At 45.0% G+C, this 15,134-nt stretch carries 12 protein-coding genes; 8 read left to right on the top strand and 4 right to left on the bottom strand.

Annotated features, from left to right (window positions below; all coding sequences use genetic code 11):
- Positions 1 to 56: 56 nt before the first annotated feature.
- On the bottom strand, positions 57 to 1,301 hold the full coding sequence (gene glcF / locus SNR28_RS08385; protein WP_375748757.1) for a glycolate oxidase subunit GlcF: 1,245 nt from the start codon (positions 1,299 to 1,301) through the stop codon (positions 57 to 59).
- A gap of 212 nt (positions 1,302 to 1,513) precedes the next feature.
- Between glcF and SNR28_RS08380 the strand changes: the two genes are divergently transcribed.
- The 4 genes from SNR28_RS08380 to SNR28_RS08365 all read left to right on the top strand — a co-directional run bounded on the left by SNR28_RS08380 (position 1,514) and on the right by SNR28_RS08365 (position 7,209).
- A complete protein-coding gene (locus SNR28_RS08380) occupies positions 1,514 to 2,914 on the top strand; it encodes an FAD-binding oxidoreductase (RefSeq protein ID WP_375748756.1) in 1,401 nt (466 codons plus the stop codon).
- A gap of 127 nt (positions 2,915 to 3,041) precedes the next feature.
- Positions 3,042 to 3,986: a hypothetical protein gene (locus SNR28_RS08375; protein ID WP_375748755.1), complete on the top strand. Its 945-nt coding sequence runs from the start codon at positions 3,042 to 3,044 to the stop codon at positions 3,984 to 3,986.
- Between the two features lie 23 nt (positions 3,987 to 4,009).
- Complete coding sequence (locus SNR28_RS08370; RefSeq protein ID WP_375748754.1) at positions 4,010 to 5,503, top strand: FGGY family carbohydrate kinase; 1,494 nt, start codon at positions 4,010 to 4,012, stop codon at positions 5,501 to 5,503.
- The gene (locus SNR28_RS08365; protein WP_375748753.1) at positions 5,503 to 7,209 is read left to right on the top strand and encodes an FAD-dependent oxidoreductase; all 1,707 of its coding nucleotides are present in this window, start codon (positions 5,503 to 5,505) and stop codon (positions 7,207 to 7,209) included. Before SNR28_RS08370 ends, SNR28_RS08365 begins: the two co-directional genes overlap by 1 nt.
- A gap of 24 nt (positions 7,210 to 7,233) precedes the next feature.
- Here SNR28_RS08365 and SNR28_RS08360 read toward each other — a convergent pair whose 3' ends face one another.
- A complete protein-coding gene (locus SNR28_RS08360) occupies positions 7,234 to 8,190 on the bottom strand; it encodes a YhfZ family protein (protein ID WP_375748752.1) in 957 nt (318 codons plus the stop codon).
- Positions 8,191 to 8,377: 187 nt separating this feature from the next.
- Here SNR28_RS08360 and SNR28_RS08355 point away from each other — a divergent pair, with 187 nt between their 5' ends.
- The 4 genes from SNR28_RS08355 to SNR28_RS08340 all read left to right on the top strand — a co-directional run bounded on the left by SNR28_RS08355 (position 8,378) and on the right by SNR28_RS08340 (position 11,801).
- Positions 8,378 to 9,604 carry an aminotransferase class V-fold PLP-dependent enzyme gene (locus tag SNR28_RS08355; protein ID WP_375748751.1) on the top strand — a complete coding sequence of 409 codons (1,227 nt, stop codon included), beginning with the start codon at positions 8,378 to 8,380 and terminating at the stop codon, positions 9,602 to 9,604.
- Positions 9,605 to 9,722: 118 nt separating this feature from the next.
- On the top strand, positions 9,723 to 10,874 hold the full coding sequence (locus SNR28_RS08350; RefSeq protein ID WP_375748750.1) for a winged helix-turn-helix domain-containing protein: 1,152 nt from the start codon (positions 9,723 to 9,725) through the stop codon (positions 10,872 to 10,874).
- 172 nt (positions 10,875 to 11,046) lie between these two features.
- A complete protein-coding gene (locus tag SNR28_RS08345) occupies positions 11,047 to 11,511 on the top strand; it encodes a DUF4405 domain-containing protein (RefSeq protein WP_375748749.1) in 465 nt (154 codons plus the stop codon).
- Between the two features lie 2 nt (positions 11,512 to 11,513).
- The gene (locus SNR28_RS08340; protein ID WP_375748748.1) at positions 11,514 to 11,801 is read left to right on the top strand and encodes a hypothetical protein; all 288 of its coding nucleotides are present in this window, start codon (positions 11,514 to 11,516) and stop codon (positions 11,799 to 11,801) included.
- Positions 11,802 to 11,899: 98 nt separating this feature from the next.
- Here the strand turns inward: SNR28_RS08340 and SNR28_RS08335 are convergent, their stop codons facing one another.
- Together SNR28_RS08335 and dld are read right to left on the bottom strand one after the other, a co-directional pair.
- On the bottom strand, positions 11,900 to 12,838 hold the full coding sequence (locus tag SNR28_RS08335; RefSeq protein ID WP_375748747.1) for a carbamate kinase: 939 nt from the start codon (positions 12,836 to 12,838) through the stop codon (positions 11,900 to 11,902).
- Between the two features lie 273 nt (positions 12,839 to 13,111).
- Positions 13,112 to 14,818 carry a D-lactate dehydrogenase gene (gene dld, locus SNR28_RS08330; protein ID WP_375748746.1) on the bottom strand — a complete coding sequence of 569 codons (1,707 nt, stop codon included), beginning with the start codon at positions 14,816 to 14,818 and terminating at the stop codon, positions 13,112 to 13,114.
- Between the last annotated feature and the right edge of the window lie 316 nt (positions 14,819 to 15,134).

Raw genomic sequence — 15,134 nt, 5'->3', positions numbered from 1 at the left:
GATTGCCAAGTATTGTTCCTGCCTGGTTTCGTTCCGTACGCTCAGCTACAGTTACTTTATTCTTTATGCGTCAATAAGCTATCTACAATCTCAATCCAGTGTTTCACTGGTTGTGCTGTTTCAGAGGCAAGGTGCACCTGACAACTGGCATTGGATGTTGCTATCAGGGTAGGAGATTCGAGATTCAATGCGGTAATTTTGTTTCGAAGCAGCTTTTGGCTCATCTCAGATTGAAGGAGAGAGTAAGTACCACCGGATCCACAGCAGATATGGTTATCTTCACTTTGGGTGAGGGTTATACCAAGCTGTTTTAGTATCTGTTCCGGTAACTCATGCTTTTCTAAACCATGCCTTAAAGAACACGGTGTATGCAGAGCAAGTTTAGAAGTTGGTGTTTTGGTAGTGAATCTGGATAGATCTTCATTAACGAGTATTTCACCGATGTTCTTGACTATTTTGCTTAATTTAGCGGCTTTATTGCCGTAATTAGGATCGTCTTTTAGATACTTTACATATTCGCTTAGCATCAGTTCGCAGCTTGAAGATAGAGAAGTAATAGCTTCAATACCGTCTTCAATCAGCGGCCACCAGTTGTCGATATTACTTCGCATCTTAGCCTTTGCACTTTCAACATCGCCAAGGTTTACGTTCACCGAACCACAACAGCCGGGTATTTCCTGAGTATGTATACCGAGTTTGGCAAGTACATTGCGAGCAGCAATATTGGTGTTTGGTGTGATGGAAGGTTGTGCGCATCCTTTAAGGATAAGCACGGTTCGTTGGCTGGAAGTAGCCGTCTTTATTCTTGCTTTCGCATCGGGTTGCATCGGATTTTTTCCCTTCGCCGGGATCTTCTTTGCAAGAGGTCTCGGTAATACAGGAGATAGAATACGACCAATAGTGACCGCTCTGGAAATACGTTCCGGATAGGGGATTGTTTGGCGTATTGACCAGCGTATTAGACGCTCTTTCAATGAACGTGTGGTTTCGGCTTCGATCATCTCTCTGGCAATATTGATCAAACGTCCAAACTCAATACTGGCAGGGCAGGTTGTCTGACAGCTACGGCATGCAAGGCATAAGTCGAGATGTTCCTTCTCTTCTGAGCTTAACGTTTTTCCCTCTAGAAAAGATCGAATGATATAGATCCGCCCTCTTGGGCCACTGTTTTGGTCGCCAGTCTCTATAAAGGTCGGACAGGTTGCATTACAAAACCCACGATGAACACACCGTTTAATGATTCCAACAGCCTCTTGTGCTGATACTGAATCTCGATATACCTCATTTAGATCAGTAAGCATGTCCCACCCTCTTTAAGCATCACCACTAGCTAAAAGGAGTACAGATTTTAGCCAGATGTATGCGTCAGCTCTCGTTTTGAAAATCTCACTTTGACAATACGCCACATTAGATCAATAGTCAAAATATTGATTACTCCAAATATGGAGTGTTAACTTAAGAAAGACGATTTTTTACTAATTGGCGCGATCAAATATTCAGTTAAGAGGGAATTATGAGTAATTATCAGTTAACAGCATCGGCACTACGTGAAGCGCTTGGAGAGCAGAAGGTTTCCACGTTGCAAAAAGACCTGGAGGCGAGCAGTCACGATACCTGGCCTTTGATGACAAAACTCAACCTGATAGGGGAACATCCAAACAAGGCAGATATTGTTGTCCGAGCAGAAAGTGATGACGATATTTGTCAGGTTCTGGAGTTGGCAAACCAGGAAAAAGTGCCGGTAACCGTACGTGCACTCGCATCTTCAGTAACGGGCCAGCCGCTACCGACTAAGGGCGGTATTGTTTTAGATATTTCGGAAATACCAAGCAGCTACTCGGTGAATGAAGCCAATATGACGGTGACAGCAACCTGTAGTTTTAACGGTGGTGACCTTGAAGAGCTGCTGAAAAAACAGGGCTGGACAATGGGGCACTCTCCACAGTCACTTTATCGTTCTACCGTTGGTGGATGGTTAGCAACTCTGGCTACAGGTCAGTTCTCTTCCATGTATGGTGGTATTGAAGATCTGGTCGTGGGTTACGATGTGATTCTTGCTACTGGTGAGAAGATGACGTTAAAAGCAAACCCTCGCGCTGCGATGGGACCTGATCTAAGACAAATCTTCCTTGGCTCTGAAGGCACATTAGGCGTGATTACTTCGGTGACGCTGAAAATCTTCCCGATTCAGGAAGCAGAAGCCTTTATGACCTATGCGATTCCTACCGTGAAAGATGGCCTGGCTCTGATGAGAGAGATTGCGGCGTCGAATCTGAAACCTTGCCTTGTTCGTTTCTACGATACCGAAGAAGCTCGTCATGCCATGCAGGATAAAACATTCGATAGCCCAGTACTGTTCTTAGGCAGCCGTGGTTTACCTGCAATGGTAGACGCAGAACAAGGAGTATTGAATCAGATCGCAACGAAACATGGTGGTGAAGCGATAGGTCCAGAAGGTGTTCTGGGCTGGATGGACAGAAGATTCGATTTCTCTACGGTGGAAAACCTTCTGGCCTCTAAAGGAGGCTTTGGTGAAACCATTGAAATCGCACATAACTGGGATTCAATCCATGGTCTTTGGGAGGATCTTAAGAAAGAACTGGACCCTCTTGCGAACGAGGTCATTTCGCACTTCTCGCATATCTACAATCAGGGAACATCAATGTACGTCATCCTGCTAGGACAGGAGGAAAGCAATGAAGCATCTGTTGAAACACTCAAGAAAATATGGAGTACCACGATGGAGGTCTGTATCAAGCATGGTGCTGAACTTTCTCATCATCATGGTGGTGGTTTAGCCCGTTCACCATACAGCCGACGCTCTATCGGTGAAGCGCATTTGATCCTTAGAAAAATAAAAGCCGCGCTGGACCCTAATTCAATTCTAAACCCAGGAAAACTTGGTCTGGACTAGATCAATCTTAGGTTTCCGGTGGCAGGTACCCTCAGCTGTCCGGAAGCCACTTTTTTATGGCTATAACCAATAAAACAACAAAAGGTTGACGTTGGCCATTACCAATAACGTTAAAGAGGACAAAAGGATGGAGAATCTCTTCAATATCAGTGTCATGGGATTATTCGGAGCCGCTGCGGGTGGTTTCCTTGGAGCAACCTTTGGAGGATTGGTTGCATTCGTATTTACCGGTATCGCAATACTGGTTGGTATCGCAGTATTAGTGGGAGGTGGTGATGCCAGCTTCCTGAATCTAATCGGACTTGGACCATTCTTTGGTCCGCATATTTCCTTTGCCGCGGGTGTTGCTGCCGCCGCTTATGCCGCTAAGAAAGGCTGGTTGGAAAGTGGCCGAGATATTGTTACCCCCTTAGTGAGCTTAAGCCGCCCGAGCGTATTGCTGGTGGGTGCAGGCTTTGGTGTGTTTGGTTATGTAGTGCAGTCGATCATTGCATCGATAGACGGTATCGGAGCAAACACAGACTCTGTAGCACTGACGGTTGTTATTTCGGCGGTTGTCGCACGGTTAATGTATAGCGAATGCGGTATTGTAGGTCAGCATTGCGAAGGGAAAAAAGGTCTGGATCGATTCAAAACGTGTGAGCAGCATTCGTGGCTGGCTTATCAGGACACATTTTCTATGACTGCCTGGCTAGGTGTTTTTGTTGGTGCTATGTCTTCGTGGGCTGCACTCGAACTACTGAAAGCTTATCCGGAAGCACCGGGTGTTATTCTGGTTGGTTTTGCTATCTCTGCGGTTTCGCTCTTGTTTCTTGCGATGAATGTACTGGTGCCAGCTACTCACCATATAACGTTAGTAAGTGCTGTCGCGGTCTCGCTATTTATGGGTGTTGTAGAGAGCGAAACTATGCTGGTTATAATCGGTGCCCTTGCTGGTTTAATCGCTGCCGTTACCGGACAGCTATTTGCTCGCTTCTGGCTAATTCGGGCCGATACTCATATTGATCCACCTGCCAGCGCTATCTGGCCTGTCACTTCGGCACTTATCTTCTTGCAAGTTGCCTTTCAATAACAATCACATAAGGGAGAAATATTATGGACAAATATATCTTAGTTATTGATGCGGGAACCACAGGTATCAGAGCGCTTATTTATAACCAGCGCAGTCATATTCTTGCTCAGGCTTATAGCGAGTTTCCTAACTATCATCCGGCTCCGGATCGTGTTGAACAGGACGCCAATGAAATCTGGGATGTGACCCAGAAGATGATCGACCAGGCACTGGAAAGTCTCTCTATAAGAATGAACGATGTTTCCTGTATTGGTATTACTAACCAGCGCGCAACCAGCGTGGTGTGGGACAGAAGTACAGGCCAGCCTATAACAAAAGCCATTGTTTGGCAGGATACCCGAACTGCTGCTCGTGCAGAAGAGCTATCCGCAGAGTGGGGAGAGAAGGTCTATAGTCGAACTGGCTGGGCGTTAGCGCCTGTTTATTCAAGTCTTAGCCTTGAATGGATGATGGATAACGTCCCTCTGATGAAGGAGCGCGCAGAAGCTGGTGAGCTGGCTTTCGGTACAATTGATTCGTGGCTGGTTTACTGCCTGACAGGTGGGAATCAACATGTCATCAGTGCTTCGAATGCGTCGGTAACGGGCTCGTACGATCTGGTTAATGATGAATGGTATGAAGAGTGGTTAAGTGCTCTGGGCTTGCCTTTATCTCTGTTCCCAACCGTTGTTGATGACTCCGCAAATATTGGCCTGACAGATGAGCAGGTCATGGGTGGCAGCGTGCCTATTTCCGGGCTGATTGCAGACCAACATGCTGCTTTGTTTTCTCAGGAGTGTGTTGAGCCGGGTATGATTAAGTGTACCCACGGTACGGGTACCTTCCTCGATATGTTGATTGGCACAGAGCCAAAAATAGACACAGGTAGTGGTATTGTCTGCCAGATAGCATGGCGTAAAGAGGGTAAAACTCACTACGCATTAGAAGGGTACGCTGGCTGTACAGGCTCTGCGGTTCAATGGTTAAGAGATGGTCTTCAGATTATTGACTCTTCTGCTGAGTCAGAAGCGGTGGCTGGCAAGGTTGAGGACAACGGTGGTGTTTACTTTGTTCCTGCTCTTACCGGGCTGTCTGCTCCTTACTGGGACTCTTATGCACGCGGTACGATTTTAGGTGTATCGCCGGGTACAACTCGTGGCCATATCGTAAGAGCGACATTGGAAGGCATCGTCTATTCGGTGCGTGATTTTGTTACTGCCATGCAGGAAATATCTGGTTTTGATATCAAGAGTATTGCTGTTGATGGAGGCGCTTCGAAGAACGATCTTCTGGTGCAGTTCCAGGCCGATCAGTTGGGTGTGGATGTTATTCGCCCTCGCAATGTTGAAGCAACCAGCCTTGGTGCAGCATTGATGGCTGGATTGGGTGTTGGTTTGTGGAAGTCCGAAAAAGAAGCCTTTGCGATAGGCAGGAATAAGAAAGTCTTTTCACCACAAGCGGACGAGACAGTGCGGGATAAGCAGTACAAAACCTGGAAAAAAGCCGTTGAACGCTCAAGGGAATGGAGTAAAGAATAATGAGAAGAGCAAGTTTACAGCAACTGGAAGGTATCACGTTTGATCTTGTTGTCGTAGGCGGAGGTATTACGGGTGCCGCGATTGCCCGTGATGCCGCCCTTCGGGGTCTTAAGGTGATTCTGGTTGAGAAGGAAGATTTTGCGTCTGGCACATCAAGCCGTTCTTCTAAACTGATTCATGGTGGTTTGCGTTATCTGGAAACATACCAGTTTGGTTTGGTGGCAGAGTCAGTCAGAGAAAGAGAACTGGCTTTACGCCTTGCTCCTCACCTCACCAAGGTTCAGCCATTCTTGTATATGTTTTATGACAATACGCCAGACAAAAAATGGCTGTTAAATCTGGGGCTGACTTTCTACGATTTTGTATCCGGAAACTGGAACAAGCGTCGTCATAAAATGCTTAGCAAGGAACAGGTGCTGAAAAGGCAGCCACAGTTCCGGGCAGAAGGCTTGCTCGGTGCGGCTATGTTCTATGATGTATCTACTGATGATGCACGCGTAACCATTGATACGGTTAAAAGTGCGGCAGAACATGGCGCTCAGGTGCTGAATCATTGTGAAGTGACAGGCTTAACCTACAGCGATAATAAGTGCGATGGTGTTCAGGTAAGAGATACGCTCACTGGTGTAGAGCAGGTGATTAAAGGCCACTATGTTGTGAATTCAACTGGGCCGTGGAGTGACAATGTCCTGCGCTTTGAAAAGCCAGACTCGAAGGTATTGAGGCCAACAAAAGGGGTTCATATTGTTCTTCGCAAGAAGGATTTTCCTCTGCATTCAGCGATCTTTATGCGCTCACCGGATGATGGACGTGTTGTCTGGCCGATTCCTTCCACTCAGGACGACAGAGTGTTTATTGGCACCACAGATACGACTTATGACGGTGACCTGAATGACGTCCATCCAGAGAAAGAGGATATCCGTTACTTGCTGAATGTTGCGAACCATCTGATGCCAGAGGCGAAGCTTACTGAAGATCATGTCATTGGTTCATGGGCAGGCTTACGACCACTGATTGCGCCAAAGGATGATCTTAATAACAGTAAGACTCCACGAGAGCATCAGATTATGCAGAGTGATTCCGGTATCTTCTCGATTATAGGAGGCAAGCTGACCAGTAATCGTGTCATGGCTAAACAGTTGTTAGATGCGGTTGTTAAACATGATCAGTACAAATATCTGGCACCAGATTTGGTTCCATATAGTGCAAGCAAAATTGGTATCTCCGGTTCACATCCAGAGCCCGATAAGCCATTAAAGGGTAAAAAGCCTTATTCGAAGAATATGGTGATATCTGGTTTGGAAGAGAAGGGCATTCCAACGAAACAGGCTTTGGTTTGGGCATCAAGGTACGGCTACAACGCCTTCAAAGTTGCAGAGTATTGGCTCAGTGATGAAGCACTTCGTACGGACTTGTCTAAACGCGGCCTGACATCAGCAGAGATCCATTATTGTGTGAAAGAAGAAGCAGCCTGCTCACTTAAAGATGTGCTGGTAAGACGTACCTCGGAGTTCTTCTGGGACAATAAAGGTGGTCTTGAGAAGGTTGGCTTGATCGCTCAGGAGATGCAGGAACTGCTTGGCTGGGCGGAAGAGGAGAAGCTTAGTCAGATAGATGCTTACTATGATCTGGTTTGTAAGCATCGCCCTGTTCATGTTGAGAAGCCGCAGTTACAGGCGAAAACAGCAGAACTTGTGAAAGAGTAAGCTCTGCCCAATTAGACTGCTTAGCTAGTCAAAGGCTTTTGTATAAGGATCTTCCTCTGCAAAAGCCTTTTTTTGTTGCTCGACAATTTCCTGATTTTCCAACTCAGCCAATAAAGAAGTTAACTCAGGTCGATTTGGATTGATAACAAAAGTAGCAGCAGACAAGCTTTGATGGATTGAAATTGCAGATTCGTTTGTGAATTTGGAGGCTTTCAACCCAGAGAAAGAAAGTGGTACCGGGCTGGATGTAATATGCCACAGACCTGCATCGACTTCTTTTCTAAGGACACGAGCAGGGATTTGGCGAAAATCAGTCTCGGTATATTCAAATCCGTTCGTCTGAGGAAATTCCGCTTCGGTGATCCTGGTATGGTCAGAAGAGTTGCGGTCAATAGCGATGTTTTTCCACTGCTCTGTGGAGTCTGAATCTCTTGAGACAATCACAAGTCGGTTTAGTGAGTAGTAGGTGTTTGGCTCAAGCGTCTTAACCTGTTCTTCAGTCAGGCTATTTTGCATGTTTTCAGCCGCACCTTGAGAAACAAGGGCGATATCGTAGTCTCCAGCGATGACTTTCTCTATTCGATTTTCACCACCGGGTTCATTGGAGATAAAGTAAGGAATATTTAGCTGACTGAGTTTGCTGGTGATATTTTTGATCAGTATGTCTATCTCGATAGAACCGCTGCTTGGCATCAAAAGTTGTACCGGTTTCAGTTTTGCCATGCTCCAGCACAAACCCGTGTCCATCTGAGTAATCACACGTCCCATATGACCTTTCGAGCGGGTGATAAGCGCTCCACTGTTTTTAAGGGAAGTCAGCGCACGCTGAATAGTACCCGCCACGATACCGTATTGCTCATTCAGCTGAGTATTGGTTAGCAGTTTTCCATCGACACCTGCTTCTAAGGCGTGAATAACAATGTAGCGTTTTGCGCTTAGAATGGCTTGATCCTGATCGGAGACAATCTGAGTTTGAGACATACGTATTTACCAGCTGACGATGTTACCTGATTGAAATCATACCGTATTTTTATGAGCTTTCTACAAAGAAATATACGGTTTTTGCTTGATGCAGTCAGTCAGCATATAAGAAACGGACATCGGGCTCAGTTCTGGTCATTGGTTTAGACTACATTGTTTATAGATCAGAAAAAGCAAAGGAAGCATCATGACTCAGTTGGATAGAGATTTTGTTCGTAAGCAGTTCCCCGCGTTTAGCGACATCAGTTTGTCAGATACGGTTTTTGCAGAAAACGCTGGCGGTTCTTATATGTGTCGCCAGGTGATGGAGCGTCTTGAAGAGTACTATCGCCAGTGTAAAGTTCAGCCCTATTATCCGAATGCGGTTTCAATGAAAGCCGGCAATATGATGAATGAAGCCTACACATCATTATCCGCCTGGCTGAATGTCGAGGCTGAGAATATCTACTTTGGGCCTTCCACCTCTCAAAATACCTATGTTCTTGCCAATGCCATGATGGGTTGGCTTAAGGCAGGTGATGAGATAATCGTCACCAATCAGGATCATGAAGCCAATATTGGTGCATGGAGAAGGTTTGAACAGCTAGGTATTGTGGTAAAGGAGTGGCAGATTGATGGTGAAACAGGGGCTCTGTATATCGACAAACTTAAAGCGCTGATTTCGGATAAAACCAGGTTACTGACCTTTCCTCATTGCTCCAATATATTGGGGGAAATAAACCCGGTTTCAGAGATCTGTGAAATCGCTAAATCTCATAATATCCGAACGGTTGTGGATGGTGTCTCCTTTGCCGGGCATGGCCTGCCAGATGTGCCAGCATTAGGTGCTGATATCTATCTTTTCTCCCTTTACAAGGTTTATGGCCCACATTTAGGGGTGATGGTGATTACGAATGATATGGCTGAGAATCTGAGCAATCAGGGACATTTTTTCAATGCAGAGATCAGAGAAAAAAGGCTTATGCCTGCTGGCCCTGATCATGCGCAGATCGCTGCTGTTAAAGGCGTTTGTGATTACTTCGAAGCAATCTATCAACATTACTACAAGAATGAAGCAGCAACCAAGAGTGAAAAAGCTCAAGCGGTAAGAGATCTACTTAGGGAGGGAGAGAAAGAACCACTGAACATGTTGTTGGATTATATTGATAAAAGAGATGACCTAAAGCTTATCGGCCCGGTAAGCAACAGAGCTGCGACGGTATCGGTTGTTCCGCTAAACCGTTCTCCTATTGAAGTAGCGGAGAACTTGGGTAAGCAAGGAGTACTATGTGGTGCAGGGCATTTCTATTCGGTTCGTTTGCTCGAAGCTATGGAGATAGATTCATCTGAAGGTGTGTTACGTTTTTCTCTGGTTCACTATTCAACACCAGAGGAAGTAGACAGGTTGATCGTTGCATTGAATAACGTGCTTTGATGCTATCTGAAGAGTGAGGACTCTCTGCGGTGATTAAGAGGTATTAACTCTGAACTAAAAAAATGCCAAACTGAACAAGTTCAGTTGGTATCGCAGATAAGGTCCGAATTAAACAGGTATGCAAACTCTCTCAATCGCAGAAGCACAAAAGCTTGCACTGCTTTCACAAGGGCTCGCTACAAAAGCGGGGAAAGGTAGTGCCTACTCTCAAACACTTTCTGTGTTTGAGAGGCTTGGATACGTTCAGGTCGACACAATTTCCGTTGTTCAGAGAGCACATCATCATACCCTTTGGAGTCGAAACTCTGGATATAAGCCTGAATATCTGGATAAGTTGGTGGCAAATGGTGATGTTTTTGAATACTGGTCGCACGCTGCATCTTATCTTCCGATGAGAGATTTCCGGTATAGTCTTCCTCGTAAGCACGCTTTGAAAACAGGAACCCAGAACCACTGGTTCAAGAGAAACCCTAAATTAATGGCGAATGTTCTAAAGAAAATAGAACATGAAGGCCCATTGATGGCAAAAGACTTTGAGTCTGATGTAGTTAAAAAAACAGGTTGGGAGAGTAAACCAACTAAGCAGGCCTTGGAAACACTTTATATGCAAGGGGACCTGATGGTTCCTGAACGCAGAAATTTCCATAAAGTTTACGATTTAACAGAGCGGGTTTTACCTGACCATGTCGATGCTTCTCTTCCGACCAACGAAGAATATGCTCGTTTTCTGGTACTGAGTTTTTTAAGAGCCCACGGCTTAGGAGCCCTGTCAGAAATGACCTATCTGCTTAAGGGTGTTAAAAACGATGTTGCGCGATCACTTTATGAACTCCTGGAAATGGGTGATATCAGACAGGTAAAAGTGGCTAAATCCCATTATTTTGTGACCGCATCCTCGCTTGAGCTATTGAATGGTCGCTTATCCCGAAAACGAGCTCAGATACTCTCTCCGTTTGATAACTTGCTTATTCAGAGAAAAAGAACCAATAACTTATTCAATTTCGAATATCTTTTAGAGTGTTATGTTCCCGCTCCCAAACGTAAGTTTGGCTACTTTTGTCTGCCGATTTTGTGGGATGGAAAGTTGGTCGCAAGAGCGGATTGCAAAGTCAATAGAAAGGCGTCGATACTGGAAGTGGTACACCTGCACATTGAAAAGTCATTGAAAAAGAGAGAGGCATTTCTAGAATCACTTAATGCAGAACTGTGTTCCTTTGCTTCATTCAATCAGTGTGGCGGCTTTACGATAGCTAGAGTGTCGACCAATTAGAAAATACATCTCCCTTCGAGCTACGGTCAAAAAGCTGACTCAGTTGCATGGAATGTCACCAGATTTGAATGTAATTGTTTGTAAAGAGAGTTGATACAAATACCATTCAAATTAACAATGTTTGTCATGTTAAGTCATTAATCGGGCTTATGAGCTGACTGAGGTGATTGAGATGTCTGACTGGAAACAAAACTTGCAGAAGACACGTTATGTGATGGATGGGGTACTGCTGATAAGCTTCATGCTTGTGTCGGCTCCGCAATCTACGGGCATTCCGCTGCATGAATGGTTTAGTTTATTTTTTGTTCTTCCGTTTGCTATTCATATTTTGTTGCATTGGGACTGGATCAAATCGAGCTATCGCAGAGTAACGTCAAAGGCTTCTTTTAAAGAGAAGTTTGGTATTGTTTGGGCTTACCTTCTTTATTTAATGATGCTGCTAGTGTTTGTCAGCGGTTTCCTTGTCTCGGTTGCGCTATTGCCAGCATTCAATATTGATATCGAGATTCAAGATTTCTGGTCCAAAATTCACCATGACTCTGCAACCTTGATCATGCCGATGATAGGTATTCACCTGGCGCTTTACTGGAACTGGATCGTTAAGCTGACCCAGAGAATGAGAGCAAAGGAGGCTTAACAATGAAGTATCTTCAAACTCAGTGGAAGTTTAGATTAACGGTTGTTTTGGTGACTTCAATGATGGTCAGTGTGCTGTTGGTTGGGCTGGAAATGACGGATTGGGCGGCTCAAATAAATCAGCAAGGTTACTCACATGGAGATGGAGAAAAACCAGATGCTCCGACCATGTTGATGTTTATCTTACCGTTTATCAAAGAGCTTATTCTTATTGGTGTGCCAATGACTTTGTCACTGCTGTTAATGAAAATCTTTGGCAGAAAGAAACGGCTTCAAAAAGCACGTGAATGACAGATTTATGAACCACTAAAAGAAAAAGGATTGATGCTGAAACATCAATCCTTTTTGTCACTGACATAGTCAGCTTTTCCCGATACTAATTTTGCGAATTAGCTGTAGTATTCAAGCTCACATTCAGCCTCGATAGAGGTGCCAGAGTGACCTTTAAGAATTTCATCTAGCTCATACAGAGAGCCGATGACTGCTTTGCGACCCGTTTGTTTCACGAACTTACGTACGGCATCTACTTTTGGTCCCATAGAACCAGCAGGGAAATCGTACTTGCCAAGATCTTCGTGAGAGATGCGTTTAATGCTTCTCTGCTCTGGAGTGCCAAAGTTCTCGCATACGTTGCCATCAGTTAAGATGATGAACATATCTGCATCGATTCTCTCTGAAATCAGCTCTGCAGTGTAATCTTTGTCAATAACACACTCGACGCCGTTAAGCTTGCCATCATCATCTTTGTAAACCGGGATACCACCGCCACCACCAGCGATAACGATGCTGCCTGTCGCAAGTAGTGCATTGATTTGTGGGATTTCAAAGATATCAATCGGTTTAGGAGAAGCAACAACTTGTCGGTAGTATTCGCCATCTGGCTTGTACTGCAGATTTGGACGATCCGCCATGATTTTCTTAGCTTCTTCTTCGCTATAAACCGGACCTACAAACTTCGTCAGGTTTTCAAATGCTGGATCGGCTTTTTCTACCAATGTCTGAGTGATGATACTGATTGGGTAGCAAGCATTGTCCGCGTTAATCAGCTCTTGTTGAAGCAAGCAGCCGATCATGCCGCACGTTTCCGCACTTAGTACGTCCATTGGGTAAGGCGTGATCTGTGGTTTTACTTCGTGGTAAGTGGCGTTTTGCTCCATCAGCATGCCAACCTGAGGGCCATTACCGTGAACGATAACAAGTTCGTTACCTTCAGCGATCTTTGCGATACTGGTTGATGCGCGTGTGATGTTCTTTAGCTGGTTTTCCAGTGTTTGCGCTTCTTTGCGCTGAAGTAGTGCGTTACCGCCTAAAGCTAATACTATTTTCATGTTTGTTTCCTACTGTTTTAACTCAACACATACTCACTTTCGGGTTGGTACGCATTTGAATTATTCACCAATTTAAGACCCCTATACTTAACCAGTTAGTGGTGACTTAAACTGTGAGCAGGACTGTTTATCGATTTCTTGTGGTGATTGGGGCTGCTATGTGTGTTCTACTCCACAAATCATGTTTGCTTAGCATGCCATTTTTCGATATTTGATTTTCCATCAAGAAAGGGACGATCACTTGGGGGGAGCGATCATCCCTTTAGTATTGAGTTAATGGCAACAACTACAGTTACGTTTGTACTTAGTCATTTTACCGATACCCGGGTTGAAGGTGTTGGTTGGGTCTAGCTTGTGGTAGAACTCTTGCAAAGTGTTTTCCGCTTCGTACAGGTGACCAACGTTGTGTTCAGCAGGGTACTTAGCGCCTTTCTGGTTTAAGAGCTCTAACATCAGTTTCTTCATCTTCTTAGTATCGGTACCTTTCTTAAATATGTAGTCCTGATGGAAGACGTGACACATAAAGTGACCGTAGTACAAAGGAGTAACCAGATTTTTGGTGATCTCCTCAGGCAGCTTCTCTACCCATTCTCGGTCATTACGTCGTAACGCGATATCAAGGGCCAGAATCTCTTCTACTTCTTTGTTGTGAATTGTCTCGTATCGAATGGCAGCACCAGCCGCGGCGAAGCGGTTAAGCAGTGCTTTTTTACCTTCGTCAGGAGTACAAACAAAATAGCCTCCGCCTGAGCCCTCTGACCAGTTCTTTTCAAGATACGCTTTTGCCTCTTCGATACCACCATCACTCATTTTAAGTATCAGATGGTGTTCGTATTTGTCGCGGAACTCCAGCATGCGTTTTGGCAGATGCTGAGGGAAGAGTTTAGTCGCATAGTAAAGTACGATATCCGGAAGGTATTTGGAGACAAATGGGAAGCGGCCTAAAAAGTTCTCTACCTTCGCTTTTAGGGCAAAGAACTTTGGAAGATTGTCTGTACCAAGGTGGTTGATTGACAGAAATACATCTTTGCCGTACTTCTCTGCCAGATTAAAGATATCGCGATGCATGTACTCACCCATTTCAGGAAGGTGAGTAAACTCTGACAGCATATCCCTGCGAAGCTGAGTTAATTTGTCGTGATCGTTGGTTCCGATGTAGAAAATTTGCTCTTTTTCCGGAACTGGGTAGCTGTCTACTCGTACTGCGAAGACACCGAGTTTACCAGCACAGCCACTCGCTTCATAAAGTCGTCTTTCATCTGCGTTGAATCGCGATGGGATGTCCGAGTCGACATCTCTTACTCGTGCTTCGTATTCTCTGTCTGATGCCATACCTGCATCAAACTTGATATTTTCCGGGTTGATGTTCCCTTCCTGAACATTAGTGAGTATTTCTTCAGGTGTTTCACCCAGACCTTCGATGCCAAGGTGATTCACAAGGTGCAGTTTGCCCTCTTTATCAACCTGCGCAAACAGTGCCAGCTCGGTATAAGCCGGGCCGCGCTTTACCAGAGCTCCGCCGGAGTTATTTGCGATGCCTCCGACAACAGTGGCACCAATTGAAGAAGAGCCAATAACGGAGTGCGGTGCGCGATTTACGGCCTTAAGTGCTTTTTCAAGGCTATGAAGGCTTGCACCCGGAAGGCTGATAACCTGTTTACCACCATCAACCAGATGAAGCTGTTTTATACGGGTAATGTTGATAACAACAACCTCTCGGTCGTAATCACTACCGCTTGGTGCTGAACCCTCTGTCAGGCCTGTTTTAGCCGCCTGCATAATGATGATGCAGTTCGCTTCAACACATGCTTTGATCACATTCCATTGTTCTAGCAGAGTACTCGGAAACACAACTGCAAGAGCGTCACCTTTACCGGAGCGAAAACCTGAACGGTAGTATTCCGTTTCTCCAGCTTGAGTGAGTACCTGGCTCGCTCCTACAATTTCTTTGAATTTTCCGATTAGGGTGTTCTTATCCATTGCTAATACCTGCTATCACAATTGTTGTTCACCAATAGTGTAATCATTTATTAACACTTCTATCCAACTCAATAATCGAAGATAGCTTTAAAAACAGACTGTTCGCTAAAGAGCTTTGTTTAAGCTTTTGCAGCAAAGCAAGGCAAAACAAGTGGATAGCTCCGATGTTTTGGCGTTGATTTTGGGTATTAGTGAAGGTTCATGCAACGGTGAGTTTCATCAGCAGAAACAAATTTACACATCAGAAACAACTTGGTAGTTCAAATTAGCATGATCGACTTCTCACTTTTGATTCGGTCAAAAATCGAAGGGAAAA

Source organism: Vibrio iocasae (genome assembly GCF_042245395.1).
Classification (GTDB): domain Bacteria; phylum Pseudomonadota; class Gammaproteobacteria; order Enterobacterales; family Vibrionaceae; genus Vibrio; species Vibrio iocasae.
The sequence above is the reverse complement of the archived record's forward strand: the minus strand, read 5'-3'. Positions and strand labels throughout refer to the sequence as shown.

What these genes read in the sequence shown, in the direction of transcription:
- glcF (WP_375748757.1), bottom strand. Translation starts at nt 1,301, where the DNA reads ATGCTTACTGATCTAAATGAGGTATATCGAGATTCAGTATCAGCACAA.
- SNR28_RS08380 (WP_375748756.1), top strand. Translation starts at nt 1,514, where the DNA reads ATGAGTAATTATCAGTTAACAGCATCGGCACTACGTGAAGCGCTTGGA.
- SNR28_RS08375 (WP_375748755.1), top strand. Translation starts at nt 3,042, where the DNA reads ATGGAGAATCTCTTCAATATCAGTGTCATGGGATTATTCGGAGCCGCT.
- SNR28_RS08370 (WP_375748754.1), top strand. Translation starts at nt 4,010, where the DNA reads ATGGACAAATATATCTTAGTTATTGATGCGGGAACCACAGGTATCAGA.
- SNR28_RS08365 (WP_375748753.1), top strand. Translation starts at nt 5,503, where the DNA reads ATGAGAAGAGCAAGTTTACAGCAACTGGAAGGTATCACGTTTGATCTT.
- SNR28_RS08360 (WP_375748752.1), bottom strand. Translation starts at nt 8,190, where the DNA reads ATGTCTCAAACTCAGATTGTCTCCGATCAGGATCAAGCCATTCTAAGC.
- SNR28_RS08355 (WP_375748751.1), top strand. Translation starts at nt 8,378, where the DNA reads ATGACTCAGTTGGATAGAGATTTTGTTCGTAAGCAGTTCCCCGCGTTT.
- SNR28_RS08350 (WP_375748750.1), top strand. Translation starts at nt 9,723, where the DNA reads ATGCAAACTCTCTCAATCGCAGAAGCACAAAAGCTTGCACTGCTTTCA.
- SNR28_RS08345 (WP_375748749.1), top strand. Translation starts at nt 11,047, where the DNA reads ATGTCTGACTGGAAACAAAACTTGCAGAAGACACGTTATGTGATGGAT.
- SNR28_RS08340 (WP_375748748.1), top strand. Translation starts at nt 11,514, where the DNA reads ATGAAGTATCTTCAAACTCAGTGGAAGTTTAGATTAACGGTTGTTTTG.
- SNR28_RS08335 (WP_375748747.1), bottom strand. Translation starts at nt 12,838, where the DNA reads ATGAAAATAGTATTAGCTTTAGGCGGTAACGCACTACTTCAGCGCAAA.
- dld (WP_375748746.1), bottom strand. Translation starts at nt 14,818, where the DNA reads ATGGATAAGAACACCCTAATCGGAAAATTCAAAGAAATTGTAGGAGCG.